The organism is Pseudonocardia sediminis (assembly GCF_004217185.1).
Classification (GTDB): Bacteria; Actinomycetota; Actinomycetes; order Mycobacteriales; family Pseudonocardiaceae; genus Pseudonocardia; species Pseudonocardia sediminis.
This window is the reverse complement of record NZ_SHKL01000001.1, coordinates 4,446,266-4,473,239: the sequence shown is the minus strand read 5'-3', so window position 1 is coordinate 4,473,239 and position 26,974 is coordinate 4,446,266. Positions and strand designations below refer to the sequence as shown.

Genomic DNA, 26,974 nt, shown 5'->3' with positions numbered 1-26,974 from the left:
CGGTCCGTCGGCCCACGCCCGTCCGTCGGCGCGGGCGCAGAATGGACGCGGGTTCGGACGGGGGTGGACACACATGGACGCGGTGGGGACGGCGTGGGCGCGATGGTCGCCCGGGGTGTCGCTGGTGTGCGCGGTGGCCGCGCCGTTCGTGGTGCTGGCCGGGGCCGGGTACGCCGCGTCCGTGCAGCCGCCCGGCTACGACCCGGTGCGCCAGACGTTCAGCGCGCTGGCCAACGCCGGTGCGACCGACGGCTGGATCATGGGCGCGACCCTGCTCGTCCTCGGGCTGGGGTACCTGCTCACCGCGGCGGGACTGCCCGGGATCGGGCGGCGCGCCCGGGTGGTGCTGGCCGTCGGCGGGGCCGGTGTCGCGATGGCGGCGCTGTGCCCGCAGCCGGCGTCCGGCACCAACCCCTGGCACATGGGCTCGGCCGCGGTCGGGTGGCTGGCGTTCACCGCGTGGCCGCTGGCGGTGTCACGGGCCCGGCCCTCGCCGGAGGTGACAGCGGACGACGGTGACGACCGCGGGGGCACGCCCGCCGTGCTCCGGCGCGGCCCGGCGTGGGCGGCGACCGCGGTGCTGGTGGGCCTGATGGCCTGGTTCGGGCTGGAGCTGCTGCTCGGGGGTGATCGGCTGGGGCTCGCCCAGCGGGTGCTGGTGGTGGCGCAGACGCTGTGGCCGATGGCCGTGGCGCTCGCAGCGTCCCGGCACCGGTGGGGGACCGCGTGGCCCCCGGACCTGCGGCGGGCGGGGACCGCGGTGTTCTGGGTGGTGGTCCTGGCCCCCGCGGTGATCCCGGTCGGGTCGACCGTGGCCGCCGCCGCCCAGCCGCCGGGCTACGACCCGTTGCGGCAGTCGCTGAGCACGCTCGCGCGGATCGGCGCCACCGACCGCTGGATCATGACCGGCACCCTGGTGCTGCTGGGCCTGGGCTACGTCGCCGGTGCGCTCGTGCTGACCCGGATCCCGTGGCCCGGGCGGATCGCCGTGGGCCTCGGCGGCGCCGGGACGCTGTTCGCCGGGCTGCTCCCGCAGCCGGAGACGGGCAGCTCCCCGTGGCACATGGGCGCCGCGACCGTCGGGTGGATCGCGTTCGTCGGCTTCCCGCTGGCGGTGAGCCGGCACCCGTCGGCGTCGCCGCTGCTCGGGCGGCGCGCCGCGTGGGTCGTGACCGGAACACTGCTCGCGCTGCTCGGCTGGTTCTTCGTGCAGCTGCAGACGGGCGGGCCGTACATCGGCCTGTCCGAGCGGGTGCTGATCATCGCGCAGACCCTGTGGCCTGCCGTCGTCGTGGCGGTCCTGCGCCGTGATCATCCGGGCGGGGATCACCTACGCGGGGGTCAGCGCCGGTCGACGAACGGCAGCTCCGGGGACGCGGTGTCCAGCGGCACGGCCTCGGGACGGACCAGCCCGAGCTGGACCCGCTGACGCGGCAGGACCTTCTCCAGCAGCCACTCCGCCCCGGTGCGGACGCGGTTCCCGGGCATCGCGGCGAGGTGGTAGCCGCTGGTCACGAGCCGGGCCAGGGGGCGCGGCAGCACGATCCCGAGCGGGTTCGCCGCGGCGTCGCGCCCACCGAGGTCGACCACGAACCCCATGTCCTTGTGCTGGTAGGGGGCCGGGGTGCCGTGCCCGAGCGACGCCGCGACGTTGCGGGCCACGGCCTTGCCGTGCCGCTGCGCGTGCTGGGCGGTCATCGCGGTGGGGAGGCCGGGGTTGGCCGGGTCCGGGACGGCGGCCGCGTCGCCGACGGCGAAGACGTCCGGGTGGTCGCGGACGGCCATCTCGGCGTCGACCACGATCCGGCCGCGTTCCACCGGCAGGCCCAGGTCCTGCACCAGCGGGTCCGGGCGGACGCCGACGCACCAGATCAGCGAGCGCGTCGGCAGGTACTCCCCGGTGCTGAGCTTCACGCCGTCGGCCGTCGCCTCGGTCACCGCGGTCCCGGTCCGGACCTCGACGCCGCGCTTGCGCAGCACCTTGTCCGCGGTGACCGAGAGCTTGCGGTCGAGCTCGGGCAGCACCCGGTCCTTGATGTCGAGCAGCAGCCAGCGGATCGGCTGGCCGGTCAGCTCCGGGCGGTCCTTCGCCAGGGCGGCGGCGAGCATCGCGCCCTGCGCGGCGACCTCGGTCCCGGTGTAACCGGCGCCGACGACGACGAACGTGCACCGCGCGGCCCGTTCCACCGGGTCGTCGGTGTCGGTGACCATCTCCAGCTCGGCCAGGATGTGGTCGCGCAGGTAGAGCGCCTCGGGCATGCCGCGGAAGCCGTGCGCGTGCTCGGCCACCCCGGGGATCGGCAGCAGCTTGTTGACGCTGCCGATCGCGACGACGAGCCGGTCGTAGCCGACGTCGTGCCCGCCGCCCTCGGGATCGGTGTAGTGCACGGTGCGCGACTCCAGGTCCACACCGCGGACCTCGCCGAGACGCACCCGCACCCCGGGCAGCGACGCCGCCAGCGGCACGGTGATCCGCCGGGCGTCGAGCACACCGGAGGTCACCTGCGGGAGCAGCGGGAGGTAGAGGAAGTAGTCGGTGGAGTTGATCAGCACGATCTCGGCGTCGCCGCGCAGGGTGCGGACGAGGTTCTTCGCGGCGTTGAAGCCGGAGAAGCCGCCGCCGAGAACGACGACGCGGGGAATGCGGTTCGCCACGGTGGTGAACCTCCGATCTGTCCCCGGTGGGCTACCCCGACGACGGCGTCCGACCCCTCGGACGGTGTACCGGTCGTGGACCGCGGGTAGAACGGTGCCATGAAGGCAGCCGGCTACACCAGGATCGGGACCGCCCGCGACGTCCTCACCGTCGGTGAGCAGGAGCGCCCGGAGCCCGGCCCCGGTCAGGTCCGCGTCCGGGTGCGGACCTCCGCGGTGAACCCCACCGACGTCAAGACCCGCGACGGCACCACGGACCGTCCGTTCGACGGCGTCCGGATCCCGCACCAGGACGGCGTCGGGGAGATCGACGCCGTCGGCGACGGGGTCGACGAGGCCCGGGTCGGGCAGCGGGTCTGGATCTGGCTGGCCTCGCCCGGCGGCGCCGGTGGTGACGCGCTCGCCGAGTGGGGGACGTGCGCGCAGTGGACCGTGGTGCCCGAGCACCAGGCCACGCCGCTGCCCGACGCCGCGTCCGACGACCTGGGCGCCTGCCTCGGCGTCCCGGCCATGACCGCCTACCACTGCCTGTTCGCCGACGGCTCCCCGACGGACCTCAACGTGCTGGTCTCCGGCGGTGCCGGCGCGGTCGGGCACTACGGGATCGAGCTGGCCCGGTGGGCCGGCGCGACCGTCGTGTCCACCGTCAGCGGCCCGGAGAAGGCCGAGCTGGCCCGCGCCGCCGGCGCCGACCACGTCCTGAACTACCGCGACGACGACATCGCCGAGCAGATCCGGGCCGCCGTGCCGCAGGTGGACCGGGTCGTCGAGGTGTCACTGGCGCAGAACCTGGCCCTCGACCTCGCCGTGGTCGGACGCGGGGCCTCGATCGTGAGCTACGCCGCGACCGCGACGGACCCGACGGTCCCGGTGCGGGCGTGCATGGGCGCGAACGTGAACCTGCGGTTCGTGCTGCTCTACGGCGTGCCCGCGGACGCGTTGCGCACCGCCGCGCAGGAGGTCACCGCCGCCGCGGCGGCCGGGAGCCTGAGCGCGCTGCCGATCCACCGCTTCTCCCTCGACGACGTCGCCGCCGCGCACGAGGCCGTCGAGTCCGGGGTGACGGGCAAGGTCGTCGTCGACATCGACTGACACGGCCGGCTCCGGCCGGTCAGGCTCCGGCGACCGGCCGGTCGGTGTCCGGCCGCTTGGTCTCGGGCAGGTCGGTCTCGGGCGGGTCGGTGTCGGGCAGGTCGTCGTCCGGCGCCGGTAGCGGGACCCCGGCCGCCCGCTCGCCGTCGGCGACGCCGGTCAGCGTCAGCTCGGACTCGACGCCGCAGATCCGCAGCACGCGGTGGAACGCGGGGTCCAGGCCGACGACGAGGAGCCGGGTCGTGACCGCGCGGGCGGCGCGGGCGCCGTCGAGCAGGGCGTGGATGCCGCCGGCGTCGAGGAACGTCACCCGGCGCATGTCCAGCACCAGGCACTCGCAGCATCCGACGAGCTCACGGACCCGGTCGGCGACGGCCGGTGCCCCGACGGAGTCCATCTCGCCCACCGGCGCCACGACGGCGACGTCCGGGCGGGGGTGGAGATGGGTGACCCGCAACCGGACGCCCCGGCCGGACGGGCGGCCGGGATCGGGCAGGCGGCTGGACTCGGGCACGAACCCTCCGGGCGGGGTGCGGGCACACGGATGCCCGGGACCGATGACGGACGGCGCGCTGGTGGCTCAACGTGCGGTGCACGTACTCTGCCGCACTCTCCGTGACCGGACAACTCATCCGGTGACCGTGCCGCGGCGGCTACCCGTCGGCGTCGTCGACCATCCGCCCGCGCAGCTCGGCGAGGGTCCGGGTGAGCAGCCGGGACACGTGCATCTGCGACACCCCGACGCGTTCGGCGATCTGGCTCTGGGTGTGCTCGCCGTAGAAGCGCAGGAGCAGGATGGTGCGCTCGCGCTCGGGCAGCTCGGAGACGAGCCGTCGCAGGTCACCGCGGTGGTCGATGACGTCGAGCGCCGGGTCGTCGTTGCCGAGCCGGTCGGCCGGGCCGAACCCGCTGTCCGGGTCGGTCTCGTCGAGCGAGGACGCCCGGTGCGAGTCCATCGCCCCGAGGGTGTCCACGATCTCGGAGACGCCGACGCCCAGCTCGGCGGCCAGCTCGCTCGGCCGGGGCGCGCGGCCCAGGCGCTGGGTGAGCGTCACCGTCGCCCGGTTGACGCCCACGCTGAGCTCCTTGAGGGCGCGCGGTACCCGCAGCGCCCAGGTGTGGTCGCGCAGGTGGCGCAGGATCTCCCCGCGCACGCTGGGCACGAGGTAGGCCAGCGGCCCGCCGGTGCTCGCGTCCGGGTCGTAGCGGTCGATCGCCTTGATCAGGCCGATCACGCCGGACTGTTCGAGGTCCTCGGCCGGGACCCGCCCGGCGTAGCGGTGCGACAGGTTGCGCACCAGCGGCAGGAACTCGGTGATGAGGCGGTCGCGCCGCACCTCGCGGCCCGGGTCGCCCGGCTCGCTCTCGGCGTGCCGGCGCAGGTCCGGTTCGAGGTCGTCGTAGGCGTCGGGGCCGTCGCGACGGCGGTCGATCTGGTCCACCACGGTCAACGGCCTCCTGAGCTCACGGTGCGCGGGTCGCAGGGGCTACCCGTGGGCGGACCGCCGAACCGTGCCCGGGGCGAACCGCCTCTGATCGGACCAGTGGCTCGCATTCGTGGCGCTCAGCTCCCGGTGCCCGCGGAGACGGCCGGGTCCGCGCGGTCGCCGCGGAGGACGGCCTGCCCGCCGCTCTCGTAGTCGTCGTCGGCGTCGTGGGTGGCCACGCCCACCAGCACGCCGTCGGTGGAGTACCAGACGGTGAACGCGCCGTCGCCGTGGTCGACGAGCTCGGCCCGGTCGTACCCGTCGCCCCAGGCCGCGTACTTGAGCGTGTGGTCGCCGATCACGGTCCAGAAGCCGGGAGGGGAGTCCCAGGACGCGTCGCCGCCGGCCGCGGTGGTGCCGGCGATCGTGCCCATCGCCTCGGCCTCGCCCCAGTGCTCGACGGCCAGGTGCCGTCCGGCGCCGGTGTTGTAGGCCATCGCGACGTCCCCGGCGGCGAACACCCGGGGCACCTCGGAGGCCATGTGCTCGTCGACGAGCACCCGTCCCTGCTCGGCCGGGATCCCGGCGGCGACGGCGAGGGTGGACCGCGGGGTCGCCCCGGCCGCGACGAGCACCAGGTCGGCCTCGAGCGGGCCGCCCTCGTCGAGCTCCACCCGGCGGCCGTCGGTGATCGCGGTGACCTCGACACCTCCGAGGAGCCGGACGCCCTCCTCGCGCAGCCAGCCGGCGATCCGCTCCCCGGCGTCGGTGCCGAGGCGTTGCGCCTGCGGGATCTCCTCGGTGCTGCACACGGTCACCTCGAGCCCGCGCCGGGCGAGCGTCACGGCGGCCTCGCAGCCGATGAACCCCGACCCGACGACGACCGCCGACCGGGCCGTCCCGGCCTCCTCGCGCAGGCGTCGTGCCTGCTCCAGCGAGCGCAGGTAGGCCACCCGCGGATCGTCGGCGCCGGGCACCGGCAGCGTCACCGGGGCGTTCCCGGTCGCGATGACGCACCGGTCGAAGGCGATCTGCGTGCCGTCGGAGAGGCGGGCGCGGCCCTCGTCGGCGGAGATCGCGGTGACCATCGTGTCCAGGCGCAGCGTGATCGACTTCTCCGCGTAGTCCGACTCCGGCGCGAGTGCCAGGTCGGGCTCCGCGGTCTCGCCCTGCAGGTAGTCCTTGGACAGCGGTGGACGCAGATAGGGGGCCGTGTCGTCGTCGGAGACCAGCACGACCTCGCCCTGCCCGCCGTGGTCGCGGTACGCGGTGGCCGCGGCGAGACCGGCGGGTCCGCCGCCGATGACGAGCAACGCGGCCCGGGTGGAGTCGTCGGTCGGGGAGGGGCCGGTGGTGTCCTGCGCTGCGTTCACCCTCCCCGCCTACCCGCCGTCCGCGGCGGGAACCTCGACGGCGGTCACCGGGCGCTCGGCGGCGCGCTCCCGCAACAGGTCCGCGAGCCCGCCCGCCGCTCGGCCCTGCGTGCGTGCGCTGGTCCGGACGACGATGTCGGCGCCGGTGACGAGCCGGTGCCCGGCCCGGCGCAGGAGGTCGAGCAGGGCGTGCTCCTCCCCGGACACGACGGCCGGGAAGCCCCCGACCTCGCCGAACGGGGCCGCCCGCACCCCGAGGTTCGCCGCGTAGAGGTCCGGCACCGGCGGGCGGGCGCAGCCGGACGGGTCGGGGTCGGCCCCGAGCCGGCCGGGGCCGTCCAGCTCGATACCGCCCGCGACGGCGTCGACGCCGGCGTCGGCCAGGTGCAGGTGCCGCACCGCCCAGTCCGGGCCGACCGTGGAGTCGGCGTCGGTGCTGAGCAGCCACGTCCGCTCCGGCGCGACCGGGTGCAGGCGGCGCAGCAGGGTCCGTGCGCCGAGGTTGCGTACCTCCCCGATGCGCAGCGGCGCCGCGTTGGCGATCACGTCGACGGTGGTGCGGGTGTGGCCGTGCGCGGCCACCGCGCGCCGGGCGACGGCGCCGGTGCCGTCACCGGAGCGGTCCACGACCAGGCACAACGCCGTGACGATCTCCGGGGGCAGGCGGGCCAGCGCGGTCAGCGCGGCGTCCAGGCAGGCCTCGACGTGGTCGCGTTCGTCGCGGGCCGGGACGAGCACCCCGACGGCGCGGACCGGCCCGTGCGCCGGTACCGGGGCGGGCCCGTCGGCACCGGTGACACGTCCCGGGGTGTGGTCGGCGGTCACCGGCGGTGCCGCGGCGCGCGGCCGGCCCCGGGCGAGCGGAAGAACAGCTCACCGTCGCCGCGGAAGTGCTCGAGGACCTCGGGCGGCAGCACCGCACGCCCACCGGTCGCCAGGGGGGTGGTCTGCGAGACGAAGGCGTCGATCGCGTGCCGCTTCGCCGCCCGGTCGCCGTCGTCGAGCACGTGCCGGTCGGCCTGCGGCCAGGGGATCGACGGGTGGTCCGGTTCGACCGCGGTGCACGCCCAGATCGGGTAGCCCCAGCCCCGGACGCCCTCCGGCGCGGCCGCGGCGGCGGCCCGCCCGGCGGCGGCGTGGTCGGGGTGCGGGTCGTGCTCCCACGGCGCGAGGCAGGCGTCGGCGTCGCGCAGGAACGGCCGCAGCGCTGCGGTCAGGTCGTCGGCGTCGAGGGCCGAGTCGGGCATGCCCAGCCAGGTCACCGGGGTGGTGCCCAGCCCGAGCCGGTCCAGGGCGGTGTGCAGCTCGGCGCGGCGGGTGCGGCCCAGCTCGGCGCGGTCCAGGCCGGTGACCTCGGGCAGCGCGGCCTCCCCGTCGGTGGCGACGACGAGCTCGACCCGGGCCCCGGCCGCGTGCGCGGCGCGCAGCAGCCCGGCTGCGGCCAGCGTCTCGTCGTCCGGGTGCGCGGCGACGACGACGAGGTGCCCGAGCGCGGACACCTCGACCGCCCCGGCCGCCCGTTCCCGGGCCGTGTCGCGCCATCGCTGCGGCGTGGGCGTCACCGGTCGCCGTCCAGCACGGCGCGGCCGAGCTCGGCGAGGTCACGGTCGCCGTGGTGCTGCCGCGAGTAGACCTGCAGGTCGGCGAGACGTGCGGCGAAGCGGTCGTCGCGGGTCAGGGTCGCGGCCCCGGCGATCCGCGGCGCGGCGTCGAGCACGGTGCGGCACAGGTGCTCCGCCGCGGCGCGGGCCGTCCACACGTCGTCGCGGTGCGGGGAGCCGGGGTCGGCGTCGATCCGCCGCGCGGTCCGCGCCAGCAGCGCGTCGGCCGTGGCCACCGCGGTGTGCACGGCCCCGAGCCCGGCGAGCTGGTGCGCGTCGGGCCGGCCGGCGCGCAGTGCCGCCGTCACGTCGTCGCACACCCCGGCGGCGCCGCCGAGCCAGACCGCGGCCACCCCGCCGCCGCCCCACCAGAACCCGGGCCGGTCGGTGTAGAAGCCGGGCGCGCCCAGCAGCTGGTCGTCGGTGACGGCTACGCCGTCGAGCTCGACGTCGGCGCTGTCGCTGCCGGCCATGCCGTGCGAGCGCCAGGTGCCGGGCACCGGACGGACCCGGGGGTCGTCCAGGGCGACGTCGACGATCCGGCTCCCGCCGGGCCCGGCGGCCACGACGAGCGCCCGGTCCAGCAGGTGGGCGCCGGAGCAGAAGCGGACGGTGCCGAACAGGCGCCGGCCGTGCCGCGGCCCGTCGCCGAGGTCGGCGCCGGTCCCGCCGGAGCGGGCGGCCCACACCCCGTACCGGGCTCCGGGCCGGGCGACGGCACCGCCCTCGTCGAGGATCGCCAGCGCGTCGGTGTGTCCCTCGGCCAGCCGGGCGAACGCGAGGTCGGAGCGACCCCAGCGGGCGAGCGTGGCCCAGCGACGCGGGGTGGCACCCCGTCCGGGGGAGGGCAGATCCAGCTCACCGCACCGTGCGGCCCGGGTGAAGCGGCTCGCCACGGGGTCGGGGCCGGGATCCGGTGCCGCCGTGTCGTACCGGGGGGCGTGCCCGGAGTCGTACGGGGAGCCGGGCGGGGAGCCGAGCAGGGAGTCGTCTCGATCCGCCGGCGACCGGGTCGAGGGGGACGGCGACCCGGGGGTGCGCACGTCGTCGCGCATGTGGTCCTTCCGTGGCGGGTGCGCCGGACGAGCCGCCCGGCGCCACGGCTGTACCTCCCGGGGGGCCCGGTAAACCCGGTTCGCCGAGACGGGCGTGTGACGGCCGCGGCGAACGGGTATCCCGTCACCGAGAGACGTGTAGAGCCACCTGCGCGTGCCCGCTTTGGCGTGCAGCCCGGAGGTTTCATGCGTATCGATCTCGTGTCCGTGCAGGTCAGTCCGTTCGCCGAGCCCGGTGACCCGGGATGGTCGGCGCAGGCGGTGCAGGTCGGGGAGCTGGCCGACGCACTGGCCGGCGCCGGTCACGAGGTGACCGTCCTCGCACGGCGTGACGATCCCTCCCGTCCGTCGACGGTCTCGCCCCGGCCCGGCCTGACGGTGCGTCACCTCGACGCGGGCCCGCCGTCGCCGCTGCCCGGGGAACGCCTGGTCGCCGCCGTCCCCGAGCTGGCACGGCAGCTCGACGAGCACTGGCGGGCGGACCGGCCGGACGTCGTGCACGCCCACCACTGGACGTCCGGTCTGGCCGCGGGCGCGGCGGCGCACGCCATCCCCCGGGTCCAGACGTTCCACGGTCTGTCCCGGCCCGGCTCCGGGCCGGCCGGCCGGGCCCCGGCCGAGCAGGCCGTCGCGCGGTCCGCGGACCGGGTCGTGGCGCTCAGCGAGGACGAGCTGTCGGCGCTGCTGCAGCGCGGCGCGCCGCGGGCGCGGCTGCGGGTCGTACCGGCCGGGATCGACACCGAGATCTGGCGCCCGGACGGCCCGTCGCTGCGCCGCGCCGACCGCCCCCGGATCGTCTCGCTGGGCTCGGTGGCCCCCGGCGGCGGGACGGACGAGGTGATCCAGGCGCTGCGCGCGGTCCCGGACGCCGAGCTGTTCGTCGCCGGCGGCCCGGCTCCGGAGCGGGCCGCGGACGACCCGGACCTCGCGCGGCTGCACGCGGCCGCGGCCCGCAACGGTGTCGCCAAGCGGGTGCGGTTCCTCGGGGCGGTCTCGCGCGCCGACGTCCCCCGGCTCCTGCGCTCCGCGGACGTGCTGGCCAGCACGCCCCCGAGGGAGTCGTCGGGGACGGCGGCGCTGGAGGCGATGGCCTGCGGGCGCGCCGTCGTCGCGACGGCGGTCGGCGGGCTGCGCGACACCGTCGTGGACCAGGTCACGGGCGTGCACGTGCTGCCCGGACGCCCGTCCGAGCTCGCGGCGGCACTGCGCGAGGTGATCGGCGACGCGGGCACCGTGACCGCCTTCGGGATCGCCGGACGCGACCGCGCGTCGTCGCGGTACGCGCGGTCGCGGATCGTGGAGGCGATGACGGAGGTGTACCGCGAGGCGATCTCCACCACGGTCGTCTCGACCACGCCGGTCTCCACCGCGGTGGTCGACGACGGGGAGGACACCGTCGCGGCGTCCGTCTGAGTCCGGCCGGCGCCCGGTCGGCCCACCGGGACCGGCTCCGGGAACCGCTCAGCGGATCCGGGAGGCGGCGGCGGGGTCGTCGTCCGGGGCGAGGGTGTCGTCGACCAGGGAGCCGAGATCGGCGAGGGCCAGCATGGCCCGTGCGACCGAGCCCTCCGGTGCCCGCACCGCGGGGGAGGGGTCGGCGAAACCGGCGAACTCGTGCAGGACCCGGACCGCCTCGGCACCGAGCTCGGTGACCTCCGCCAGGTCCAGCGTGATCGCGCGGGTGCCGCCCGCCGTCGTGTAGAGCAGGGCCGACCGCAGGTCCTCGGCGGCGGCGGGGCCGATCGGGCCGTGCACCCGCAGCCGGGTCGGTGGCTCCCCGCTGGTGAGCATGCCGAACCCGGGACCGGCGACGCGCAGGTGCGGCGCGTCGCCGTGGCGGACGACGACCGGCCGGGTCAGCCCGAACCGGGCGCGCACGGTCGTCCCGCGGGGCCCGGAGTCGATGTCGAGGGCGTCGGCGAGGTTCCGCGCCACGGCGAGCCCGAACCCGCGGCGCGGCTCCTGCTCGACCGGCGTCGGTGGGCCCCAGCTGCCGTCGTCGGAGACCGTGAGGACCAGGGCCGAGGGGCTCTCGTGGGCGGCGCGCACCCGGACCGGCCCGTCCACGCCGGGTGGGTAGGCGTGCTGCACGGCGTTGGTGACGAGCTCGGACGCGACGATCGGCACCGACGCCAGCACCTCGGACGGGACGCCGGTCTCGCGCAGCCAGGTCTCGAGCCGCTCCCGGACGCCGACGATCCGCCGCGGGTCGGCGGTGATCCGGGTGGCCATCGCCCGCGCTGTGCCGGCCGGGACCGTCGCCGCCATCAGCACGCCCTCGCAGCCGGCGGGCAGCGCGTCGAGCACCTGGGCGCAGAGCGCGTCCGCGGCGGCGGGGGCGTCGGTCGGGCGCCAGCTCCGGCGCAGCGCGGCGGCCAGCTCGTCGACGCCCGCGGTGACCGGACGGCCCGGGCGTTCGACGAGGTCGTTGGAGCACAGCACCAGGGCCGAACCGGGGGCCAGGGGCTCGACGTGCGGCACGGTCACGGGCGCACCGACGCCGAGCGGCCCGGACGAGGGGCCGGCGAGCGGGCGGACCACGCCGGGTCCCCGGGCGGAACCGAGGCACAGCAACGGCGGGCAGTGCCCGCAGGACACGTGCTCGACGGTTCCGGACCGCGGGTCGAGCACGGCCGCGGTCAGCGTGGCGCCGTGCCCGGCCGGCAGGCGAGCGGCCGCGGCGTCCGCGCGTCGCACCGCCTCGGTCAGCGGCTCGCCCGCGCGCAGCGCCTCGGAGAGCACCGCGCGCAGACCCCCGATGACGACGGGGGCACGGTCGCCGCCATCGCCGGGGTCCGGGGCGGGGTCCGGTACCCCACCGACCATGAGAACGAGGCGGCCGTCCTGCAGCGCGACGGCGCCGAACCAGTCGCCGGTGGCCTCGTCCGTCCCGGCCGCGGCGAGGCGGTGCACGGCCAGCCGGAAGGCACCCGGCACCGGCACCCGGGAGGGGTTGTGGGCGGGGGAGTCGTCGCCGTCCGGCCCGTTCGGACCGGTCTGCGGATCGGGCGAGGGACCGTCCCCTCCCGCCGGGACCAGGTGCACCGGCGCCGGGTCCGGGATCACCCGTGCCTGGGCGAGCACACCGCGGACCCGGCCGTCGTCGTCGAGGACCCGGACGAGGTCGACGGCGTGGTGCACTCCCGACAAGGTCCAGTCCAGCCCGCGGCGGGCGTGCCCGGAACGCAGCGTCGCGCGCAACGCGGTGAACGCCCCGGCCCGCGAGTCCGGCGCGATCGGGAGCTGCTCGACCCGGTCGCCGACCGCGATCCCGGTCGCGCGGGCGGCCGCGTTGGCCGCGCGCACCACGAGATCGTCCGCGCCGATCTCCCACGCAGGGTCGGGGAGGTCGTCGAACGCGTCGGCCGCGGAGTCGGTCCCGCCCATCGCGCGCACCTCCCGGTTGTGCTTGTGCCACAGGCCTACCCGATCGGTCCGCCGCTATTCACCCCATCGGCTGCCGGTCCGCGCTCCGGCGAGCCGCCCCCTCCACCCGCTCGTAGCTTCACGCGCATGCCGCCGACCTTCCGCCACGACCCGGCCGACCCCGACCTGACGCTGCACCTCGGCCACCGCGAGGTGGTGATCCGGGACCGCTACGAGACCGCGAGCATCATCAACGACGCGCTGATCGCGATCGAGTTCTTCATCGGCAGCTTCTACTTCTTCGCCCAGGACCACGACCCCGGCGTCTGGCTGTTCGTCGTCGGCAGCGCCCAGCTCGCCATCCGCCCGGCGATCCGGCTCTCCCGCCGGGTCACCCTGCGCCGCCTGGAGTCCGAGCGCGCCGGCGTGGGGAGCCGCCGCACGCACGAGGACCCCGAGGACTTCTGAGACGCGGCGCGGGAGAGCCGCCGGGGCTCACGACGTCCCGGTCGCGTCGGCCTCCCGGGCCCGCATCCGCTCGCGCTGCGGGACGACGATGTAGGCGGGGTCGCGGGCGGAGACCATCCCGGCCTCGAACACCCCGTACCGGGTGGCCGCCGACGCCCCGTTGAGCAGCAGAGCCGACGCGATGCCCAGCAGCCGCCCGCGGCGCCCGCGGACGAACCCGGACGCCGCCGCGACGATGCCGCCGGTGATCGTCGCGGCCCGCGCCGCGCGCAGGACCGTCCCGGCGCGGCCGGTGGTGTAGGCGCGCGCGGAGTAGCCGATCCGTCGTTCCATCACCGTGATCGCGGCGACCTCCAGCGCGGCCCCGGCCACGGCGACCCGGCGTGCCGGAGCGGCGTCGCGCCCGGTCAGCAGGCAGACCGAGCCGCCGGCGGCCATGGCGCTGCCGGCGAAGACGAACGGCAGCTCCTCGTAGGCGTCGTGCCAGGCCGGGACGGCGGTGTCGGAGAACAGCACCGCGGTGTAGGTGATCATCGCCGGGCCGAACACCCCGGCGGCGATCCCGGAGAGCCGTCCGAGCCGGGGGAACCAGCCGGTCAGCTCCAGGGCCGCGGTCGCTCCGGAGAACGTGCTGAACGTGGCCAGGATCCAGGACCCCATCGACAGCGGCGACGTCGGCTTGAACACCCGCATCATGTGCAGGAACCGCGCCGGGCGACCGAGGTCGTGGACGAGGAACACGACGCTGCTCACCGCCGCGCCGGCCGAGGTCAGCCGGCCGACCCGGCGCAGCGACGTCCGTCCGGTCAGGTCGCCGAGCGCGGCCAGCGACGACGAGACGCCGGCGACCCCGCCCAGGTAGAGGTAGGCGGGGACGTCCGGCTTCTTCCACACCGGCGGCTTGATGATCGGCCGGTCGTAGTACGAGCGGAACTCCGCGTCGGGCACCATCAGCTGCTCGCCGCGGCCGCCCTTGCGCCGGCGCCGTCCACCACCACCGCGGCCTCCGGCGTCGTCGGGCAGACGATCGCCGCGGGCGACGGTGTCGCGGGCACCGGCGTCCTGCGGCGCGGGCGCGACGTGCGGCGCCTCGAGCGGGGTGCTCGTCGTCGACGCGGTGTCGGTCGCCGGCGCCTGGGCACGGGTGGCCGGCCCGCCCATGCCCAGTACCCCGGCGGCGGTCCGCAGGCGTTCCCGGACGGTCATGACTCCGCCTCCGCGGGAGATAGCACGTCGGCGGTCACGACGCCACCTCCGCGGGAGAGAGTACGTCGGTGAGTGTCATCGGCGGGCCCCCAGGAACGCGAGCGCGACGGCCCCGGCCGCGGTCAGCGCGGCCGCTCCGGCGTGGCGCCACATCGACGGCAGGTCCTTGGTGGTGACGACCGGGTCCGGCGGCAGGCCGTAGACCTCCGGCTCGTCGAGGAGCAGGAAGAACGCCCCGTCGCCACCGACGCCGTCGTTCGGGTCGTGGCCGTAGAGCCGCGCCTCCGGCACGTTCTGCCCGTGCAGGGTCGCGAGACGGGCGTCGGCGCGCTCGCGCAGCTCGTCGAGGTTGCCGAACATGATCGACTCGGTCGGGCAGGCCGTCGCACACGCCGGCATCAGGCCGTCGCCGAGACGGTCCTGGCACATCGTGCACTTGAACGCGCCGCCGTCCCCCTTGCGCTGGTCGATCACGCCGTAGGGGCACGCGGGGATGCAGTAGCCGCAGCCGTTGCAGATGTCGTCCTGCACCAGCACGGTGCCGTGCTCGGTGCGGATCAGCGCCCCGGTCGGGCAGACGTCCAGGCAGGCGGCGTGCGTGCAGTGCTTGCAGACGTCGGAGGCCATCAGCCAGCGGACCTCGGTCGCGTCACCCTCCCGGTCCTCGCCGGGGTTCACCGCGCCGGGCAGCTGCGAGAGCGGCATGCCCAGCTCGACCGGCACCGACGTCTTCGCCGGCACCCGCTGTTCGACGAACGCGACGTGCCGGTAGGTCGAGGCGCCCAGCCCGCCGGAGTTGTCGTAGCTCATCCCGGTCAGGCCGAGCACGTCACCTTCGGCGCCGTGGTCGCCGACGCCGTCGGCGGGCAGCGCGTTCCACTCCTTGCACGCGACCTCGCAGGCCTTGCAGCCGATGCAGACGCTGGTGTCGGTGAAGAACCCGACCCGCGGCGGGTGGTCGGCGGCGTAGCCGGCGTTCGCGGTCGGGTCCGGGAGCGGGCCGGACAGCGAGTTGGTGGTCGGAGCGTTCACCATCGGTCAGTCCTTCAATCCGGCGCGGTGCCGGTAGTCGGAGAGGAACGTGACGAGGTCCGGTCCGCGCGGGCGTCGCCCGGGCCGGATGTCGCACGTCGCGGCCTTGGTCTCCATGATGTGGACGTTCGGGTCGAGCGCGACGGAGAGCAGCTCGTTCGCCGCGTCCCCGGTGGACAGGCCGTTCGGGCCCCAGTGCCAGGGCACACCGATCTGGTGGATCACGGTGTCCCCGTCGAGCCCGGAGCCGATTCTCAGAGGCTTGGCCCGCTCGGTCACCAGGACACGGCCCTCAATCGCCGAGCGCGCGGTGATCACGTGCGCCCAGCCGGTGTGGGTCAGTCCGCGCTCGCGGGCCAGCTCCGGGGAGATCTCCAGGAACATCTCCGGCATCAGCTCGTTGAGATGCGGCGTCCACCGGCTCATCCCGCCCGCGGTGTGGTGCTCGGTGACGCGGAACGTGGTGAACACGTACGGGAACACCGCCGCGCCGGGGGATCCCGGCTCGGGGTGGTAGCGGTTGTCGTGGCGGTCGATCTGCTCGCGCGCCGGGTTGGCCCGCTGCGACGGGTAGAGCGCGTTGCCGACCGGGGACTCCTGCGGCTCGTAGTGCGCCGGCATCGGTGCGTCGAGCAGCCCGGACGGCGCGTGCAGCCACGCCCGCCCGTCGGCCTGCATGACGAACGGCTCCGCCCCGCCGATGGCCTCGGCGGCCCGGGCCCCCTCCGGCGGGACGTAGCCCGGCGCCGTGGTGGCGGGGAAGTCCGGCACGTCGTCGCCGGTCCAGCGCTCGCCGTCCCACCACACGAGCTTCTTGCGCTCGCTCCACGGCTTGCCGTCCGGGTCGGCGGAGGCGCGGTTGTAGAGGACGCGGCGGTTCGCCGGCCATGCCCAGCCCCACTCCGGAGCGACGAGCGTCTGCTCGGAGCCGGGCTTGCGGCGCATGGACTGGTTGACCTCGTCGGCGTAGACGCCGGAGTAGATCCAGCACCCCGACGACGTCGACCCGTCGGCCTTGAGCTCGGTGTAGCCCGACAGCGCGTTGCCGTCGGCGTCGAGACCGCTGATCTCGCGCAGGATCGCGTCGGCGTCCGGGTCGCCGTTGTCCTCCAGCGGGTAGTCCCAGGTCAGGTCCAGCAACGGCCGGTCGCGCGGGTCGGTCGAGCCCGCCAGCTTCTCCCGCATCCGACGGCCGAGCTCGTAGTAGAACCACAGGTCGCTGCGGCAGTCACCCTTCGGTTCGACGGCCTTGTGGTGCCACTGCAGCAGGCGCTGGGTGTTGGTGAACGTGCCGCCCTTCTCGGTGTGCGAGGCGGCGGGCAGGAAGAACACCTCGGTGCCGATGTCGGAGGTGACCATCTCCCCGGTCTCGATCTCCGGGCCGTCCTTCCAGAACGTGGCCGTCTCGATCATGTTCAGGTCGCGGACCACCAGCCAGTCGAGCTTCGCCAGCCCCTTGCGCTGCATCCGCGAGTTCGCGGTGCCCACGGCCGGGTTCTCGCCGATCACGAAGTAGCCGGGGACCTTCCCGCGTGCCTGGTCGGCGACGGTCACGAAGCTGGAGTGGTCGCCGTCGAGGCGGGGGAGGTGACCGAAGTAGAAGTCGTTCTCCGGTGTCGCGGCGTCGCCGAACCACGCCTTGAGCAGGCTGACCATGTAGGCGTCCATCTCGCCCCAGTAGCCCTTGTCGCCGGAGTTGTTCTCGATGAACCCGGCCAGGTCCTGCTCGCGGTGCGCGTGCGGCATCGGGATGTAGCCCGGCAGCATGTCGAACAGCGTCGGGATGTCGGTGGAGCCCTGGATGCTGGCGTGCCCGCGCAGCGCGAGGATGCCGCCGCCGGGACGTCCGATGTTGCCCAGCAGCGACTGCAGGATCGACGCGGCGCGGATGTACTGCACGCCGACGGTGTGGTGGGTCCAGCCCACGGCGTAGCAGAACGCGCTGGTGCGCTCCGGCGTCGAGTTCCGCGTCAGGGCGTCGGCCAGGGCGAGGAAGGTCTCCTCCGGGATGCCGCAGACCTCGTGCACCATCGCCGGTGTGTAGCGGGCGTAGTGCCGGCGCAGGACCTGCAGCACGCACCGCGGGTCCTGCATGGTGTCGTCGCGGGTCGGGGTGCCGGAGAACACCGCGCTGCCCGCGCCGGACATGCCGGTGCGGTCCTCCCCGCGCAACGCCTGCTCCTCGTCACGCTGCCCCGCGGCCGCCTCGACGTCGGCGCCCTCGTACTGCCAGCTGCGGACGTCGTAGGTGCCCGACTCGGGGTCCCAGCCGGAGAACAGCCCGTCGGCGTCCTCGGTGTCGACGAAGTCCTCGCGCAGGATCATCGGCGCGTTCGTGTAGGCCCGGACGTACTCGGTGAAGTAGGCCTCGTTCTCGAGCACGTGGTGGATCAGCCCGCCGAGCAGCGCGATGTCGGTGCCGGCCCGGATCGGGACGTGCAGGTCAGCCACCGCGGAGGTGCGGGTGAACCGCGGGTCGACGTGGATCACCGTCGCGCCGCGCTTCTTGGCCTCCATCACCCACTGGAACCCGACCGGGTGCGCCTCGGCCATGTTCGAGCCCTGGATCACGATGCAGTCGGAGTTGATCAGGTCCTGCTGGTAGTTCGTGGCGCCGCCACGACCGAACGAGGTCCCCAGACCGGGGACGGTGGAGCTGTGTCAAATACGGGCCTGGTTCTCCACCTGGACCGCGCCCATCGCGGTGTAGAGCTTCTTCATGAGGTAGTTCTCCTCGTTGTCGAGGGTCGCTCCTCCGAGGCTCGCGATGCCCATGGTGCGGCGCAGGTGCCGCCCCTGGTCGTCGGTGTCCTGCCAGGTGTCCTTGCGGGTCTTCAGCACGCGGTCGACGATCATGTCGACGGCCGTGTCGAGGTCGAGGTCCTCCCACTCGGTGCCGTGCGGGCGGCGGTAGCGCACCGTCGTCACCCGGCTCGGTGCCGTCACGAGCGACAGCGACGACGAGCCCTTGGGGCAGAGCCGTCCGCGGCTGATCGGGGAGTCGGGGTCGCCCTCGATCTGGATGATCTCGCCGTCGCGGGTGTAAACGTCCTGCCCGCAGCCGACCGCGCAGAACGGGCAGATCGACTTGGTGACGGTGTCGGCGTCCCGGGTCCGGGCGTACCAGTTCTCCGTACCCTCCGCCCGCGACGCCGTGCCGCGCCCCAGAGGGTCGTCACCGGTCAGCTGGCGGTACACCGGCCACGACTCGATCCACTCACGTACTCCCACGAAAGCTGCTGTTCCCCGACCGGCGAGCGGCAAACCCTTCTCCCGGCACGGCCGGGGGGACCGGCCCGGGCGCACGGGGACGACCGGTGGGCCCGCGGGCGGCGGGGGAGGGTTTCGGCCGGTCGCGTTCGGGCACCCCATGGCGTTCCCGGCACGCGTCGAGCCCGAGCGCGTACCGATGCCCGCACCGCCACGTCACCACGGCGGTCACCACCACCGAGGAGGACTCGTGACGACTGCTTCGCAGCGCAACGTGACCACCACCGACTCCGGAAGCCCGGTCGAGAGTGACGAGCACTCCCTCACCGTCGGCCCCGGCGGACCGATCCTTCTGCAGGACAGCTACCTGATCGAGCAGATGGCGCAGTTCAACCGGGAGCGCATCCCGGAGCGCCAGCCGCACGCCAAGGGCAGCGGCGCGTTCGGCACCTTCGAGGTCACGAACGACGTCAGCGCCTACACCAAGGCCACGCTGTTCCAGCCCGGCGCGACGACCGACGTCGCCGCCCGGTTCTCCACCGTGGCCGGCGAGCGCGGCAGCCCCGACACCTGGCGTGACCCGCGCGGATTCTCGCTGAAGTTCTACACGCCCGAGGGCAACTACGATATGGTCGGGAACAACACCCCGGTCTTCTTCATCAAGGACCCGATGAAGTTCCAGCACTTCATCCGGTCCCAGAAGCGCCGCGCGGACAACAACCTGCGCGACCACGACATGCAGTGGGACTTCTGGACGCTCTCGCCGGAGTCGGCGCACCAGGTCACCTGGCTGATGGGCGACCGCGGCATCCCGCGCACCTGGCGCCACATGAACGGCTACACGTCGCACACCTACATGTGGATCAACGCCGAGGGGAAGGAGTCCTGGGTCAAGTACCACTTCAAGACCGACCAGGGCATCGAGACCTTCACCCAGCACGAGGCCGACCAGCTCGCCTCGGCCGACACCGACTACCACGTGCGGGACCTGTTCGAGCACATCGCCGACGGCGAGTACCCGAGCTGGACGCTGTACGTGCAGGTCATGCCGTACGAGGACGCGAAGGACTACCGGTTCAACCCGTTCGACCTGACCAAGGTGTGGCCGCACAGCGACTACCCGCTGATCGAGGTCGGCAAGCTGACGCTGAACCGCAACGCCACCGACAACCACGCCGAGATCGAGCAGCTGGCGTTCCAGCCGAACAACTTCGTGCCGGGCATCGGCCCGAGCCCGGACCGGATGCTGCTCGGACGGCTGTTCTCCTACGCCGACGCGCACCGCTACCGGATCGGCGCGAACTACCAGCAGCTCCCGGTGAACGCCCCGATCAACGAGGTGCACACCTACTCCAAGGACGGGGCGATGGCGTTCCGCAAGACGTCGGACCCCGTCTACGCGCCGAACTCCAAGGGCGCCGCGCACGCGGACACGTCGCAGAAGGTCCCGAGCTGGCAGGCCGACGGCGACATCACCCGCGCCGCCTACGTCTCGCACGCCGAGGACGACGACTGGGGCCAGGCCGGCACGCTGGTCCGCGACGTCTACGACGACGAGCAGCGTGAGCGCCTCGTCGACAACGTCGTCGGGCACCTGCTCAACGGCGTGACCGAGCCGATCCTCGAGCGCGCCTTCGAGTACTGGCGCAACATCGACAAGGGGATCGGCGACCGGATCGCCGCCGGCGTCGAGGAGAAGAAGAACGAGAAGGACCCGAAGGCCGGCCCGCAGGGCAACCCGGCCCGGGAGAGCATGCAGCGCAAGGCCTGATCACCCCCAGAGCCTGCGCGTGAGCGGCGGCGGCCCACCTCGGTGGACGCCGCCGCTCACCTGTGTTCCGGGGGCGGACGCCGATCCGGTGGCGTCCGCGGGCATGGTCGCGACCGCGCCGGGTAGCCCCGCTCCATGGGCGACTACGCGCACACCACCACGATCAACCAGGACCCCGACAAGGTCTTCACCTACCTCTCCGACGTCGCGAACCTGCCGGAGTACTTCGAGGCCATGCAGTCGGCCGAACAGGCCGAGGGCGAGGCCGTGTACGTCGTGGCGCTCGTCGAGGGCGTCGCGCGCAAGGGCGAGGCGTGGTTCCGCGTCGACGCCGGCTCCCGCTCGCTGGCCTGGGGCGCCGAGGGCTCCAACAACTACAACGGCGAGCTCTCGGTGGAGCCCGCCGACGACGGGTCCTCGGTCACCGTCACCCTGCACACCGAGAACGTCGACGGGCCGGGCATCACCGCCGGCCTGACCGGGACGCTGGCGAACATCAAGCGCATCCTGGACGGCAGCTCGACCGGGTCGGCCGCCTGATGGGGGACCTGGACGGAAAGACGATCCTGTTCATGGTGGCCTCCGAGGGCACCGAGCAGGTCGAGCTCACCGAGCCGTGGGACGCCGTGAAGCAGGCCGGCGGGACGCCGGTGCTGGCATCGGAGCACCTGGGGCAGATCCAGGCGTTCCACCACCTCGACCGCGGCGACACCTTCGAGGTCGACCAGATGCTCGGGGCGGCCCAGGCCGAGCAGTACGACGGCCTCGTGCTCCCCGGCGGCGTCGCCAACCCCGACTTCCTGCGCACCATCCCGAACGCGGTCCGCCTCGTCGGGGAGTTCATGGCGCTCGGCAAGCCGGTCGCGGCGATCTGCCACGCCCCCTGGCTGCTGGTCGAGGCCGGCGTCCTGACCGGGCGTCGCGTCACGTCCTACCCGAGCCTGGCCACCGACCTGCGCAACGCGGGCGCGGAGTGGGTGGACGAGGAGGTCGTCGTCGACCACGGTCTGGTCACCAGCCGTCGCCCCGGTGACCTGCCGGCGTTCAACGCCGCGCTCGTCGCCGAGTTCGCCAAGGGCCGGCAGGAGGATCAGGCCACCTCGGCCTGACCACTCCCGTCCCACCGTGGGTAGGCGGTCCGGGCGTTCGGTGCGCCCGTGTCCGGATCGCCTGGACCATGCGGGTGATCTTCGTCGGCGTGTCGTTAGCCTACCTAAGAACACGGGTAATCGTGGACATGCGACGCGACGACGACCAGTGGGACATCACGACGAGCGTGGGGGCCACGGCCCTCGCGGTGGCGGCCGGGCGGGCCGTGGAGACGAAGCGCTCCGACGGCCTGGTGAACGACCCGTACGCGCAGGCGTTCGTGGACGCGACCGGCAAAGACATGCCCGACCGTCCCTTCGACGACGAGGCCTGGGCCGCGCAGGCGACCTACCTGGGCGTGCGGTCGCGGTTCTTCGACGACTGCCTCTCCGGTGCCGCGCAGGCCGGCGCCGAGCAGGTCGTCATCCTCGCCGCGGGGCTCGACACCCGTGCGTTCCGCCTGAGCTGGCCGGCCGGGGTGACGGTCTACGAGATCGACCAGTCGGCCGTGCTCGACTTCAAGGACCGGATCCTCGACCAGGAGGGCGCGGACACCGCCGCGGGCCGGATCGTCGTCCCGGTCGACCTGCGCCACGACTGGCCCGCCGCCCTGACCGGCGCCGGGTTCGACCCGTCGCGACGCACCGTGTGGCTGGCCGAGGGACTGCTGCCCTACCTCCCCGCCGCCGCCGAGCACCTGTTGTTCGAGCGGGTGCAGGAGCTGTCGGCGCCGGGGAGCCGCATCGCCGTCGAGCACTTCGGCGGCAGCATCGACAAGATCACGTCGAGTCCCGAGTTCCAGACCATGTCGCAGCAGGTGATCGGGGCTGACGTCCGCACCCTGTTCTTCTCCGAGGATCGCGACGCCGCGCCCGACGTCTGGTTGTCCGGGCACGGGTGGACGGTCACCTCGTCCCTGGCCGGTGACCTCGCGCAGGAGTACGGCCGCCCGCTCCCGCCCGGGGTGGCGGAGGTGATGGGCGGCATCGAGCTGATGCGCGCCGACCTGACCGGCTGAGCGGTCCCGGTGGCCCGCACCGGCGTCGGTCCCGCACCGCCGCCGGTGTGTCGCCCGGTCCCCTGCCCGCGCCGAGCGCCCGGGCGTGGCACGGTTCCCCCATGCACGTCGACGAGACCTGTCCGCACTGCGGTTCGGCGTCCGTCGCTGCCGTCGGCCCCGCGCGGCCGTACGCCCCACCGCCCGGGCTCCCGGCCGAGGGACTGCGGGTCGACCGTCCCGACGACGAGCCCGACCGGCGGTGCCTGAGCTGCGCCTTCGCATGGCCCGTCTCCGACCCGTACCCGCGCTGGCCGCTCACAGCCGACCTCGCGTGGCTCACCCCGGACGACCGCCGCCGCGCGACCGCGCTGATCGACGAGCGGTTCCGGGTCACCACCGGTGTCTGCGACGCCGTGCGCGCCTCGTCCGCCGACGCCGAGGAGCCCCTCGCCGCCTACGCGGACCTGGGGGACTGGCTCTCCCAGCGCTACGCCGACGTCCTGGGCGACCCGGTCGGCGCCGGCATGGACCGGCTCGTAGTCCCCGCCGACCGGAGCGACGCCGTCCGCCTCCTGGAGTCGGCGAACCGGGTGTGCCGGGCGCTCGAGCTGGTGCGCTCGGCGTCGGTCGTGGAGTACGACCGCGACGTCAGGGAGGTCGGGTACCGGCTCGTCGAGTTCGACCGGCTCGAACGTGAGCTGGACCTTCCCTCCTCGCTCGGTCGCGACCTGCCGTCCGCCGTGGATCCGGTCCCGGACGACCCGGACTCCGACGAGGGCACGCTCGCCGCACTGCTCCGTGCCGGTGCGCCGGAGGCGGCCGCCGGTGTCGACGAGTCGTGGGAGTCGGTGGTGGACATGGCCACCGCGGTCTTCGCCCGGCACGGCTCGGCCCTGGCCTGGGCCCGCGAGGCGTGGCAGGTGCTGGGCGGCGCCGGGCTGACGTCGTTCGACACCCACGTCGACCGGGCCCGCGTCGCCTGCCGCCTGCTCTGCCTCGACGTCCTGCGCCAGGAGTTCGACGTCCGGATGTTCGACGGCGGCGCCCCCGGCTACTGGACCCTCGACGTCGACGCCCTCCTCGACACCGTCGACGGCGTCGACCCGGTGGTGCTGGGCATGCTGGCCGAGCGCGACGACCTCGGCCTCGACACGGAGGCCGACGCCGACCCCGAGGACGGCTGGTGCCGCGCCGTCGTCGACGAGGTGGTGCGGCAGGAGTGCTCGGAGGTCGTGTGGGCGTTGCGCGCGCACCAGCGCGACGCCGTCGTCTTCGCCTCGCTGTGGGCCGCCGCCCGCGACGACGTCGCCTATCCGCTCTCGGACGAGGCGGTGGCGTGGATCGTCGACTCGGACCTCTCGGCGGACAAGATGGTCGCCTACGAGTGGGTCGGCGACGGGATGCCGATCGACTGAGAGCGGCGCGTGGGACGCTCGTCCGCTCCCGGACCGGACGCGCCGGCCCGACACCTGTGGAGCGCGAGGAGCGTGCCGTGTCCCCGACCGAGACGTGTCCGCGCTGTGCCGCGGGGCCCGTCGTCCCGATCGAGTACGGCATGCCGGACGACGATCTGATGGAGGCCGCCGAGCGGGGAGAGGCGGTGATCGGTGGGTGCATCGTGAGACCGGGCCGGGACGACCGCTGCTGCCTCGGGTGCGGGCGGCGATGGTCGACGGTCCTCCTCGCCCTGCCACGCTGGCCGCGCACGGTGCCGCCGGAGAATCTGCCGGACGGCCTGCATCCCGCGGCGGTCGAGACGCTCCTGGAGCGTCACGACGTGACGAGCCGTGTCTGCCGGGCGCTGGAGGCGACCAACGGCCGGTACGACACCCCCGGCCCGCGTGCTGCCTACGCCGAGCTCCTGCAGTGGATCGGGCTCCGGTTCGAGATCGATCCGGTCTCTCCGCACCGTTCCGGGATCGATGAGCTCGTCGTTCCCGCCGACAGGGTGTGGCCCGCTCGGCTCCTCCTCGCTGCGACGGACGTCTGTGACGCGTTGACGATGCTGTGGTCGGCGTCGATCCGTGAGTACGACCAGGACCTGGACCGCATCACGCGGGCGGTGGAGCGGCACCAGCGGCTGGAGGCGCTGGTTCGGCTGTCGCCCGATGCCCCTCCGACGACGAGATCCGGAGAATGGCGCTCGTGCTGGGGCTGTCCGACGACGACCTCGGTGCGGCCGACGGGACCGTGTAGATCGCCCGACCGATGTCGGAATCCCGTGCGGTGAGTGGCCTCTGAGCTGCGCCGACAGGCCTTGATGCGAACATGCGTTCGAGTACGATGGAGGCATGTCCACCGGCCGGGTCGCCGCAGCGCACGACCGCCTCATCGAGGCCGTCGAAGACCTGCGCGCCGCCACCCTGGGCGCGAGTGACACCGAACAGATCACCGTCCTGATCGCCTGCGAGGCCGCCCGACGGCGCCTCGACCACCTCTCCGTCGACGTCCTCGCCACCGCCGAACGGCGCGACGTGTTCACCTCCCGCGGCTACAAGAACAGTGCCGCCGCCCTCGCCGACCTCCTCGGCTGGGAGCGGTTCGAGGCCCGCCGGCATGCGATGGCCGCCGAGAACGTGGTCGGCAAGACCGCCCTCGACGGCACTGCGTTGCCGCCGCGCCTGCCTGCTACCGCGGAGGTGTTCGACGCCGGCCGGACCAGCCTGCGCCATGTCGAGGTCGTGGCGAAGGTTCTCGGGACCCGCGCCGCGGAGCGGCTCTCTCCCGAGGTGTGGGCGGCCGCCGAAGCCGAGATCGGCGCCAAGACGTGTGAGTACACGCCGAACGAGCTGCAGGTGTGGGGCACGGCGCTGGTCGACAAGCTCGACCAGGACGGTCCCGAGCCCGACGACGACCGGCCCGAACCCGAGGTCAATGAGCTGCGGATCGTGCGGCACCGCAACCGGCCGGGCGGGAAGATCACCGGGCGTTTCGACGACGCGGCCATGTTCGACACCATCGCCACCGTGATCGACGCCAAGTCCAAGCCCACCTCCTCGGACGAGACGCGGGAACCGGCGCAGCGCCAGGCCGAGGCCCTCGCCGAGGTGTGCGCGTTCGCGCTGTCGCACGGTCCGACTGGCCTGGTTCCTGAGACAGGTGGGCGTCGCCCGCAGATCTCCATGATCATCTCCCTCGAAGACCTGGAGAAGCGCGCCAGCACCGGGATGCTCGACTTCGGCGGACGCACCTCACCCGAGACCCTGCGAATGATGGCCTGCGACTCGGCTGTCATCCCCATCGTGTTCGACGGCAAGGGCCAGCCCCTCGACGTCGGACGAGCCACCCGCACCATCCCCGACGGTCTGCGCCGCGCTGTCATTGCCAGAGACCGCGGGTGCGCGCATCCCGGCTGTGACCGGCCGCCGTCGTGGTGCGAGGTCCACCACGTCATCCCGTGGGAAGAACACGGCGAAACAAAGATCGACAACCTGGTCATGCTCTGCCGGCAACACCATCGGCTGATCCACCATCCCGGGTGGGACGTCCGGATCCGTGACGGGTTGCCGGAGTTCCTGCCTCCGGCCTGGATCGACCCGACGCGGGCTCCACGTCGGCGGCCGTCCGTGATCGACGTCCCGGACCAGCGGCGCAACACACCACCGGCAGAGGTGACCCGATCCGGTGTACGCATCGCCAACCTCGACGGCCTGTTCGGCGCGCCTGTCTCCTGAGCTCGCTCGGGAGCGGCGGGCGACGAACAGGTTCGGTGGACCCCGCGACGATGGGGGGTCCACCGGCACCAGCCCGCTGGGGTCCGCACCTCTCCGTGGCAAGGGCCCCGATGTCCTCCGCAGCAGATACGACGGGTGGTCCTTCGCGCATCGGGGCACGGCGCCGCAGCGGCACGGCACCGGAGCGGTGGGTACCGGAGCAGAGGGGACGGAGCGGTGGGGGCGAAGGGCCGGACAGCTGTCATCGAGAGCCGTTCCCCCTGGGGTCTCAGCCCTCGCTCAGGAACTCAGGCCAGTCTGGGAGGGTGCGCCCGGAACGTCGTGGGTCGTACCGGAGAGAACGGGGGAATCCATGACCTGGTTGGACATACTCGTCGTGGTGATCGTGATCGCCGCCGCGATCGGAGGGTTCCGCACCCTGGGAGGTGCGGCCCGCGGGGGACGGTTGCTCGGGCTGCTGGTCGGGGCGGGGATCGGGGCCGCGTTCAGCGGGCGCCTGTCCCAGTACGGCTCGACCGTGGGGTCGGTCTACGTACTGGTGCTGATCGGAGCGCTGATCGGGCTGCTGCTCGGTGTCCTGGTCGGCGGGTTCCTGGGCGGGCTGGTGTCGCGGGTGCTGGTCAAGGCCCGGTTGTCGTTCCTGGACCGGCTGGTCGGGGCCGTCACCGGCGCGGCGTCCGCGCTGCTGCTGATCTGGCTGGTGTCCTGGCTCGTGCCGGCCGTGGTGGGGCCCGGCCCGCTGGCCCCGGTCACCTCGATCGGGGACGCGCTGGGCGGGACGAGCGTGATCGTCGACTCGGTCGAGCAGGTGCTCCCCGACACGACCGAGACGGTGCGTGTGCTGGTCGGTGAGGTGGCGCCGCCGGCTCGGTGACCGAGTCGTGACCGGGTCGTCGTCGTACGGTCACCCGGCTTGTGCCGCAGCGCAGGAACGAAGTTGTTCTTGAGCGGCACG

23 protein-coding genes are annotated in these 26,974 nt (G+C 74.1%); 12 read left to right on the top strand and 11 right to left on the bottom strand.

Annotated elements, in window-relative coordinates:
• Nucleotides 1-73 precede the first annotated feature (73 nt).
• Nucleotides 74-1,429: a DUF998 domain-containing protein gene (locus EV383_RS20615; RefSeq protein ID WP_130291435.1), complete on the top strand. Its 1,356-nt coding sequence runs from the start codon at nt 74-76 to the stop codon at nt 1,427-1,429.
• Here EV383_RS20615 and EV383_RS20610 read toward each other — a convergent pair.
• On the bottom strand, nt 1,342-2,655 hold the full coding sequence (locus tag EV383_RS20610) for an NAD(P)/FAD-dependent oxidoreductase (protein ID WP_130291434.1): 1,314 nt from the start codon (nt 2,653-2,655) through the stop codon (nt 1,342-1,344). The two genes, EV383_RS20615 and EV383_RS20610, sit on opposite strands and share 88 nt — an antisense overlap.
• Before the next feature lie 99 nt (nt 2,656-2,754).
• Between EV383_RS20610 and EV383_RS20605 the strand changes: the two genes are divergently transcribed.
• Complete coding sequence (locus EV383_RS20605) at nt 2,755-3,747, top strand: NADPH:quinone reductase (RefSeq protein ID WP_130291433.1); 993 nt, start codon at nt 2,755-2,757, stop codon at nt 3,745-3,747.
• Nucleotides 3,748-3,766: 19 nt separating this feature from the next.
• Here the strand turns inward: EV383_RS20605 and EV383_RS20600 are convergent, their stop codons facing one another.
• The 6 genes from EV383_RS20600 to EV383_RS20575 form a co-directional block, all read right to left on the bottom strand.
• The gene (locus EV383_RS20600; protein WP_130291432.1) at nt 3,767-4,261 is read right to left on the bottom strand and encodes an STAS domain-containing protein; all 495 of its coding nucleotides are present in this window, start codon (nt 4,259-4,261) and stop codon (nt 3,767-3,769) included.
• A 139-nt stretch (nt 4,262-4,400) separates the two neighbouring features.
• Nucleotides 4,401-5,192, bottom strand: a complete 792-nt coding sequence (locus EV383_RS20595) for a sigma-70 family RNA polymerase sigma factor (RefSeq protein ID WP_242623227.1) — start codon at nt 5,190-5,192, stop codon at nt 4,401-4,403.
• Nucleotides 5,193-5,311: 119 nt separating this feature from the next.
• The gene (locus tag EV383_RS20590; protein ID WP_207223600.1) at nt 5,312-6,547 is read right to left on the bottom strand and encodes an NAD(P)/FAD-dependent oxidoreductase; all 1,236 of its coding nucleotides are present in this window, start codon (nt 6,545-6,547) and stop codon (nt 5,312-5,314) included.
• A gap of 9 nt (nt 6,548-6,556) precedes the next feature.
• Nucleotides 6,557-7,372 carry a glycosyltransferase family 2 protein gene (locus tag EV383_RS20585; RefSeq protein WP_130291430.1) on the bottom strand — a complete coding sequence of 272 codons (816 nt, stop codon included), beginning with the start codon at nt 7,370-7,372 and terminating at the stop codon, nt 6,557-6,559.
• A complete protein-coding gene (locus EV383_RS20580) occupies nt 7,369-8,109 on the bottom strand; it encodes a PIG-L deacetylase family protein (protein WP_130291429.1) in 741 nt (246 codons plus the stop codon). The genes EV383_RS20585 and EV383_RS20580 overlap by 4 nt, the downstream gene beginning before the upstream one ends.
• On the bottom strand, nt 8,106-9,203 hold the full coding sequence (locus tag EV383_RS20575; protein ID WP_130291428.1) for an acyl-CoA dehydrogenase family protein: 1,098 nt from the start codon (nt 9,201-9,203) through the stop codon (nt 8,106-8,108). Before EV383_RS20575 ends, EV383_RS20580 begins: the two co-directional genes overlap by 4 nt.
• A 186-nt stretch (nt 9,204-9,389) precedes the next feature.
• On the opposite strand from EV383_RS20575, the gene EV383_RS20570 reads away from it, so the two are divergent.
• Complete coding sequence (locus EV383_RS20570) at nt 9,390-10,616, top strand: glycosyltransferase (protein ID WP_130291427.1); 1,227 nt, start codon at nt 9,390-9,392, stop codon at nt 10,614-10,616.
• Nucleotides 10,617-10,664: 48 nt separating this feature from the next.
• On the opposite strand, the gene EV383_RS20565 is transcribed toward EV383_RS20570, so the two are convergent.
• Nucleotides 10,665-12,590: an ATP-binding protein gene (locus EV383_RS20565; protein WP_130291426.1), complete on the bottom strand. Its 1,926-nt coding sequence runs from the start codon at nt 12,588-12,590 to the stop codon at nt 10,665-10,667.
• A gap of 126 nt (nt 12,591-12,716) precedes the next feature.
• Between EV383_RS20565 and EV383_RS20560 the strand changes: the two genes are divergently transcribed.
• The gene (locus EV383_RS20560; RefSeq protein ID WP_130291425.1) at nt 12,717-13,037 is read left to right on the top strand and encodes a YrhK family protein; all 321 of its coding nucleotides are present in this window, start codon (nt 12,717-12,719) and stop codon (nt 13,035-13,037) included.
• A gap of 27 nt (nt 13,038-13,064) precedes the next feature.
• Here the strand turns inward: EV383_RS20560 and nrfD are convergent, their stop codons facing one another.
• The 3 genes from nrfD to fdh form a co-directional block, all read right to left on the bottom strand.
• A complete protein-coding gene (gene nrfD / locus EV383_RS20555) occupies nt 13,065-14,243 on the bottom strand; it encodes an NrfD/PsrC family molybdoenzyme membrane anchor subunit (protein ID WP_341273740.1) in 1,179 nt (392 codons plus the stop codon).
• 75 nt (nt 14,244-14,318) lie between these two features.
• Nucleotides 14,319-15,278: a 4Fe-4S dicluster domain-containing protein gene (locus EV383_RS20550; protein ID WP_130291424.1), complete on the bottom strand. Its 960-nt coding sequence runs from the start codon at nt 15,276-15,278 to the stop codon at nt 14,319-14,321.
• 3 nt (nt 15,279-15,281) lie between these two features.
• Nucleotides 15,282-18,506 carry a formate dehydrogenase gene (fdh, locus tag EV383_RS20545; RefSeq protein WP_242623226.1) on the bottom strand — a complete coding sequence of 1,075 codons (3,225 nt, stop codon included), beginning with the start codon at nt 18,504-18,506 and terminating at the stop codon, nt 15,282-15,284.
• A gap of 229 nt (nt 18,507-18,735) precedes the next feature.
• Between fdh and EV383_RS20535 the strand changes: the two genes are divergently transcribed.
• From EV383_RS20535 to EV383_RS20500, 8 genes are all read left to right on the top strand, one after another.
• A complete protein-coding gene (locus tag EV383_RS20535; RefSeq protein WP_242623225.1) occupies nt 18,736-20,256 on the top strand; it encodes a catalase in 1,521 nt (506 codons plus the stop codon).
• Between the two features lie 135 nt (nt 20,257-20,391).
• The gene (locus tag EV383_RS20530; RefSeq protein ID WP_130291420.1) at nt 20,392-20,796 is read left to right on the top strand and encodes an SRPBCC family protein; all 405 of its coding nucleotides are present in this window, start codon (nt 20,392-20,394) and stop codon (nt 20,794-20,796) included.
• Nucleotides 20,796-21,365 (top strand): type 1 glutamine amidotransferase domain-containing protein, encoded by a 570-nt coding sequence (locus EV383_RS20525; RefSeq protein ID WP_130291419.1) that lies wholly within the window; start codon nt 20,796-20,798, stop codon nt 21,363-21,365. The genes EV383_RS20530 and EV383_RS20525 overlap by 1 nt, the downstream gene beginning before the upstream one ends.
• 128 nt (nt 21,366-21,493) lie before the next feature.
• A complete protein-coding gene (locus EV383_RS20520) occupies nt 21,494-22,363 on the top strand; it encodes a class I SAM-dependent methyltransferase (protein ID WP_130291418.1) in 870 nt (289 codons plus the stop codon).
• Between the two features lie 101 nt (nt 22,364-22,464).
• Nucleotides 22,465-23,760, top strand: a complete 1,296-nt coding sequence (locus EV383_RS20515; protein ID WP_130291417.1) for a hypothetical protein — start codon at nt 22,465-22,467, stop codon at nt 23,758-23,760.
• 158 nt (nt 23,761-23,918) lie between these two features.
• Nucleotides 23,919-24,575 (top strand): hypothetical protein, encoded by a 657-nt coding sequence (locus EV383_RS20510; protein ID WP_130291416.1) that lies wholly within the window; start codon nt 23,919-23,921, stop codon nt 24,573-24,575.
• Between the two features lie 61 nt (nt 24,576-24,636).
• Nucleotides 24,637-26,019: an HNH endonuclease signature motif containing protein gene (locus EV383_RS20505; RefSeq protein ID WP_130291415.1), complete on the top strand. Its 1,383-nt coding sequence runs from the start codon at nt 24,637-24,639 to the stop codon at nt 26,017-26,019.
• Nucleotides 26,020-26,371: 352 nt separating this feature from the next.
• Nucleotides 26,372-26,893, top strand: coding sequence for a CvpA family protein (locus EV383_RS20500; RefSeq protein ID WP_130291414.1), 522 nt, complete (start codon nt 26,372-26,374; stop codon nt 26,891-26,893).
• Nucleotides 26,894-26,974 lie beyond the last annotated feature (81 nt).

Coding starts and splice junctions, on each gene's coding strand:
- EV383_RS20615 (WP_130291435.1), top strand. CDS start 74: ATGGACGCGGTGGGGACGGCGTGGGCGCGATGGTCGCCCGGGGTGTCG.
- EV383_RS20605 (WP_130291433.1), top strand. CDS start 2,755: ATGAAGGCAGCCGGCTACACCAGGATCGGGACCGCCCGCGACGTCCTC.
- EV383_RS20575 (WP_130291428.1), bottom strand. CDS start 9,203: ATGCGCGACGACGTGCGCACCCCCGGGTCGCCGTCCCCCTCGACCCGG.
- EV383_RS20570 (WP_130291427.1), top strand. CDS start 9,390: ATGCGTATCGATCTCGTGTCCGTGCAGGTCAGTCCGTTCGCCGAGCCC.
- EV383_RS20565 (WP_130291426.1), bottom strand. CDS start 12,590: ATGGGCGGGACCGACTCCGCGGCCGACGCGTTCGACGACCTCCCCGAC.
- EV383_RS20560 (WP_130291425.1), top strand. CDS start 12,717: ATGCCGCCGACCTTCCGCCACGACCCGGCCGACCCCGACCTGACGCTG.
- nrfD (WP_341273740.1), bottom strand. CDS start 14,243: ATGACCGTCCGGGAACGCCTGCGGACCGCCGCCGGGGTACTGGGCATG.
- EV383_RS20550 (WP_130291424.1), bottom strand. CDS start 15,278: ATGGTGAACGCTCCGACCACCAACTCGCTGTCCGGCCCGCTCCCGGAC.
- EV383_RS20530 (WP_130291420.1), top strand. CDS start 20,392: ATGGGCGACTACGCGCACACCACCACGATCAACCAGGACCCCGACAAG.
- EV383_RS20525 (WP_130291419.1), top strand. CDS start 20,796: ATGGGGGACCTGGACGGAAAGACGATCCTGTTCATGGTGGCCTCCGAG.
- EV383_RS20520 (WP_130291418.1), top strand. CDS start 21,494: ATGCGACGCGACGACGACCAGTGGGACATCACGACGAGCGTGGGGGCC.
- EV383_RS20515 (WP_130291417.1), top strand. CDS start 22,465: ATGCACGTCGACGAGACCTGTCCGCACTGCGGTTCGGCGTCCGTCGCT.
- EV383_RS20510 (WP_130291416.1), top strand. CDS start 23,919: ATGGAGGCCGCCGAGCGGGGAGAGGCGGTGATCGGTGGGTGCATCGTG.
- EV383_RS20505 (WP_130291415.1), top strand. CDS start 24,637: ATGTCCACCGGCCGGGTCGCCGCAGCGCACGACCGCCTCATCGAGGCC.
- EV383_RS20500 (WP_130291414.1), top strand. CDS start 26,372: ATGACCTGGTTGGACATACTCGTCGTGGTGATCGTGATCGCCGCCGCG.